Source organism: Colwellia sp. C1TZA3 (genome assembly GCF_007954265.1).
Taxonomy (GTDB): Bacteria; Pseudomonadota; Gammaproteobacteria; order Enterobacterales; family Alteromonadaceae; genus Cognaticolwellia.
This window is the reverse complement of the sequence record NZ_VOLS01000155.1, coordinates 1-699: the sequence shown is the minus strand read 5'-3', so window position 1 is coordinate 699 and position 699 is coordinate 1. Positions and strand designations below refer to the sequence as shown.

Sequence of the window (699 nt, the reverse complement as noted above, 5' to 3'; positions counted from 1 at the left end):
TTTACCGCATGAAAAAGGCTGAGAAGTGGATTGAATACACGAAGTTAATGTGGGAAGGCGTGTCTCTTAGAAAATCAGCTAAAGCCTTAAACATAACGCTTAGAACTTCTTTTCGATGGCGACATATGTTTATTAAAGCTCCTGCCAGCTTTAATCCGTCAGAGCTAACGGGAGTCATTGAAGCAGATGAAACCTTTTTGCCAGAATCACTTAAAGGCAAAAGACAGATTAAGCGTAAATCACGTAAACGAGGCGGTGGTAAAATTAAGCAAGTGCCTATCTTTATTGCGCTAGATCGCAGTGGTGTTGTTTCGCATAAGGTTTTAGAGCGTAATACTAAAGAAAATATTCAAGCCCAATTAAAACCATTGTTATCATCAGGCTCAGTGCTTTGTACCGATGGTAACTTATCATACACAGGAATTGCCGAAGAATTAGATATTGATCATAAGCGGCTAATAGGGCTTGATAATCAACGAGTAATTGAGGGTATCTATCATATTCAAACGTTGAATAATTACATGAAACGATGGAAAGGTTGGTTAAAACGCTTTAATGGCATAGGTACTGACTACATTGAGAATTATTTGAGTTGGTTTAGGTTTATGGAGAATAACAAAGAATATTCAGATCAAACGTGGATAAAAGAGGCTTTATAAAATGAAATTTCTATTACCCACACTAAACTACAACACAGCC

At 37.1% G+C, this 699-nt stretch carries 1 protein-coding gene; it reads left to right on the top strand.

Annotated elements, in window-relative coordinates:
• Positions 1–659, top strand: a 659-nt coding sequence (locus tag ESZ39_RS17630) for an IS1595 family transposase (RefSeq protein WP_146881205.1), incomplete at its 5' end; no start/stop codon positions are given.
• Positions 660–699: the final 40 nt, after the last annotated feature.